Below are 4235 nucleotides of genomic sequence, written 5' to 3' on the forward strand. Positions count from 1 at the left end.
CGGCGGTTCGCGCGGCCGTGCGCGCGTCGACCTGCGCATGCGCCTGCTCGGCCTAGCGGCGGTGATGGGCCTGTGCTCGTTCGCGCTCGTGGCTCGCGCGTTCTACATCCAGGTGCTCGACCGCGACTTCTACGTCGCGCAGGGCCAGGCGCGCAGCCTGCGCGAGCTGCCGATCCCGACCTCGCGCGGCATGGTCACCGATCGCAACGGCGAGCCGCTTGCGGTATCGACGCCGGTCGAATCGGTGTGGGGCAACCCGCAGGAACTGCTGAAGGCGCCCGACCGCCTGCCGAAGCTCGCCGAAGCCCTCGGCGTGCCGCTCGACGTACTCACGCGCAAGCTCGCGCAGAAGTCGACGAAGGAGTTCGTCTACCTCAAGCGGCGCATCAATCCGGACGAAGCGAAATCGATCCTCGCGCTCGGCATTCCGGGCGTCGCGAGCCAGCGCGAATACCGCCGCTTCTACCCGCAGGGCGAAGCGATGGCGCACGTGCTGGGCTTCACCAACGTCGACGACGAAGGCCAGGAAGGCCTCGAGCTCGCCTTCGACGACTGGCTGCGCGGAAAGCCCGGCGCCAAACGCGTTCTGCGCGACGGCCGCGGGCACATCATCGAGAACGTCGACCTGGTGCGTCCGGCCGAGCCCGGTCGCGACCTCACGCTCACCATCGATCGTCGCATCCAGTTCCTCGCCTATCGCGAGCTGCGCAACGCGATGATGGCGCACGGTGCCGCGAGCGGTTCGATCGTGGTCCTCGACGTCGCCACCGGCGAAGTGCTTGCGATGGCCAACCTGCCGACGTTCAACCCGAACGCCGTGGGCACTACCGATCGCGATGCGCATCGCAACCGTGCCATCACCGACGTGCTCGAGCCCGGCTCGACGATGAAGCCGATCACCGTGGCCGCCGCGCTCACCAAGGGCGTGGTCACGCCGAACACGGTGTTCGACCTCTCGCCCGGCTCGCTGAAGCTGGGGCGCTACACGATCCGCGACACGCACAACTACGGCGTGCAGACCGTCACGGGGATCATCACCAAGAGCTCGAACATCGGCGCGACGAAGATTTCCGAGCGTCTCGACAACCAGTACTTCTACGACTTCATCCACAAGTTCGGCTACGGCAGCAAGCCCGGCAGCGGATTTCCCGGCGAGTCGGCCGGCGTGCTGCCTGCGCCGTCGCGCTGGCAGGGCTCGTCGAAGGCGACGATCTCCTACGGTTACGGGCTGTCGGCGACGCCGCTGCAGATCGCGGTCGCGTATGCGGCGATCGCCAACGGCGGCGTGCTCACCACGCCGACGTTCGTCAAGGGCGAGCATGGGCAGAGAAAGCAGGTACTCGAGCCGCGCGTCGCGCACGAAGTCATGAAGATGATGCAGACCGTGACCGAGACGGGCGGCACCGCGACGCAGGGCGCGATCCTCGGCTACCACGTCGCCGGCAAGACCGGTACGGCGCGCATGTTCGACGGCCACGGCGGCTATTCGCGCCGCTACATCGCGTATTTCGCGGGCGTGGTGCCGGTCGACAACCCGCGCTTCGCGACGGTTGTCGTCATCAACGATCCCGACGCGGCCAAGGGCGGCTATTACGGCGGCGTGGTATCGGCGCCGGTGTTCCGCTCGGTGATGGACGGCTCGCTGCGCCTGATGGACGTGCCGCCGGACGACATCGACACGTGGCTCGCCGCGCAGGACAGGGCGACGCACGGCGGCGCGCCGCAGGCCGCGCGTGTTGCCGCCGCCGAGCCCGTTGATGATGACGGCGCGGATCCGGTGCCGCTCGAAGCCTCGCCGGTGACGCCATGATCAACATGCGCCTGTCAGAGCTGCTTCCCGACGTCGCCGGTATCCCGGACGACCTCGTCGTTTCCGGCCTCGTGCAGGACAGCCGCGACGTGCAGCCCGGTGACGCGTTCGTCGCGATCGGCGGCTTCGGCGCGCACGGCCTCGCATTCGTCGAGGCAGCCAAAGCCCGCGGTGCATCGGCCATCCTGTTCGAGCCGCCCGCGCCCGACGAGTTGCCCGCGCCCGCGGATGCCATCGCCGTGCCAGGCCTGCGCGCGCGCCTCGGCGAAATGGCGCACCGATTCCACGGCCGCGCGAGCGACTCGATGACGACCGTGGGCGTGACCGGCACAAACGGCAAGACGTCCGTCGTGCAGATGATCGCGCAGGCCTGGACGCTGCGCGGAATCGCAGCCGGCACCATCGGCACGCTCGGCGCAGGGCCGTACGGGCAAACGGTGCCCACCGGTTTCACCACGCCGCTGGTGCTCAAACTGCACGCGCTCGTCGGCGCGCTGCATGCGGACGGCGTCGACTCGCTGGCGATGGAAGTCAGCTCGCACGCGCTCGACCAGGGTCGTGTCGACGGCATGCGCTTCGACATCGCGGTCTTCACCAACCTCACGCGCGACCACCTCGACTACCACGGCACGATGGCCGCGTACGGCGCGTCGAAGGCGCGCCTGTTCGGTTGGCCGGGCCTCACCGCCGCGGTCGTCAATCTCGACGACGAATATGGACGCCAGCTGTTCGCAGCGCTGCCGGGCGCCGTCCGCGCGATCGGCGTCAGCTCGCGCGAGGCCGGCGGCGCCACGTTGCGCGCACGCGAGGTGCGCCTCGACGCCCGCGGCATCGTGTTCGATCTCGTCGGCGGCGATGCAACCGCCACCGTGCATTCGTCGCTGCTCGGGCGTTTCAACGTCGACAACCTGCTCGCGGTCGCGGGCGTGTTGCATGCGCAGGGCGCGGAAGTCGTCGACATCGCGGCCACGCTGTCGCAGCTGCAACCGATCCACGGCCGCATGAACCGCCTCGGCGGCGACGCGCAGCCGCTGGTGGTGGTGGACTTCGCGCATACGCCGGACGCACTTGAGCAGGCGCTCACCACGTTGCGTGCCCACACCAAGGGTCGGCTGGCCTGCGTGTTCGGCTGCGGTGGGGAGCGTGACGCCGGCAAGCGCCCGCAGATGGGCGCGATCGCGGAACGGCTCGCGGACGTGGTGATCGTCACTGATGACAATCCGCGGGGCGAGGACGGCGATGCGATCGTCGCCGGCATCCTCGGCGGCTTCACCGATCGCGCCAAGGCGCGTGTGCTGCGTGATCGCGCCGCCGCCATCCGCGAAGCCATCGCGGCGGCGGGTGCCGACGACGTCGTGCTGATCGCGGGCAAGGGCCACGAGCCCTATCAGGAGATCGCCGGCGTACAACATCCGTTCGACGACACCGCGGTGGCGCGCGACGCGCTCGGAGCCTGCGCATGAGGCCGCTTCATCTTTCGCAGATCGCCGCGATGACCGCCGGCCGCGTGGTCGGCGACGACATCGTCGTCGATCGCGTGCTCACCGACACGCGCGCGCTGGCGGCTGTCGCGCCCGCGGTGCGCGCATCGAGCCTGTTCGTCGCCCTGAAGGGCGAGCGCTTCGACGGCCACGACCATCTCATCGCCGCAGCCGACGCCGGCATCGGCGCCGCGCTGGTCTCGCGTGTCGACGGCACGATGCCGCAGGTGCAGGTCGCGGACACGCAACTCGCCCTCGCCGATCTCGCGCGTGGGCTGCAGGCGTCGCGCAAGGCAAAGGTCATCGCAATCACCGGCAGCAACGGCAAGACCAGCGTCAAGACGCTCGCGCTCGCGATCTTCGAGCAGGCCGGTCGCACATATGCGAACCCCGGCAACCGCAACAACGAGATCGGCCTGCCGCTCGCGGTGATCGACGCGCCGGAAGACGCGGAGTTCGCCGTCTACGAAATGGGCGCCGGTGCGCCGGGCGATATCGCGTACCTCACGGCGATCGCACGGCCCGATGTCTCGATCGTCAACAACATCGCGGCCGCGCACCTGGAGCGCATGGGCTCGCTGGAAGGCGTGGCGGATACCAAGGCCGCGATCTACGACGCACTTCCCGCAGGCGGCGTCGCCGTGATCAATGCTGACGACGCGTTCGCGGCGTACTTCGCCGAACGCGCGACCGGCCGCCGCCACATCCGCTTCGGGCTGGATGCGCCGGCCGACGTGACCGCGCGCGACGTCCAGCTTGGCGAAGACGGCTCGACGTTCACCATCGTCACGCCGGAAGGCGCGGCGCCCGTTGCGCTGGCGATGCCGGGCCGCCACAACGTCCGCAATGCGCTCGCGGCGGCCTCGCTGGCGATTGGTGCGGGCGTGCCGCTGTCGGTCATCGCGCGCGGCCTCGGCGCAGCGCGGCCCGTCGCCGGTCGGCTG

3 protein-coding genes are annotated in these 4235 nt (G+C 69.8%); all 3 read left to right on the forward strand.

What is annotated here, in order from left to right:
• Positions 1-1810: peptidoglycan D,D-transpeptidase FtsI family protein (locus tag FW784_RS12805; protein ID WP_149353723.1), on the forward strand; the 1810-nt coding region annotated here is incomplete at its 5' end.
• A gap of 5 nt (positions 1811-1815) precedes the next feature.
• Positions 1816-3273 carry a UDP-N-acetylmuramoyl-L-alanyl-D-glutamate--2,6-diaminopimelate ligase gene (locus FW784_RS12810; protein ID WP_149353725.1) on the forward strand — a complete coding sequence of 486 codons (1458 nt, stop codon included), beginning with the start codon at positions 1816-1818 and terminating at the stop codon, positions 3271-3273.
• Positions 3270-4235, forward strand: a 966-nt coding sequence (locus FW784_RS12815; protein ID WP_149353724.1) for a UDP-N-acetylmuramoyl-tripeptide--D-alanyl-D-alanine ligase, incomplete at its 3' end; no start/stop codon positions are given. The genes FW784_RS12810 and FW784_RS12815, both read left to right, overlap by 4 nt.

It is taken from the genome of Cognatilysobacter lacus (assembly GCF_008274655.1).
GTDB lineage: Bacteria > Pseudomonadota > Gammaproteobacteria > Xanthomonadales > Xanthomonadaceae > Cognatilysobacter > Cognatilysobacter lacus.

Excerpts from the sequence above, each read along its gene's own strand:
- FW784_RS12810 (WP_149353725.1), top strand. The coding sequence starts at position 1,816 with ATGCGCCTGTCAGAGCTGCTTCCCGACGTCGCCGGTATCCCGGACGAC.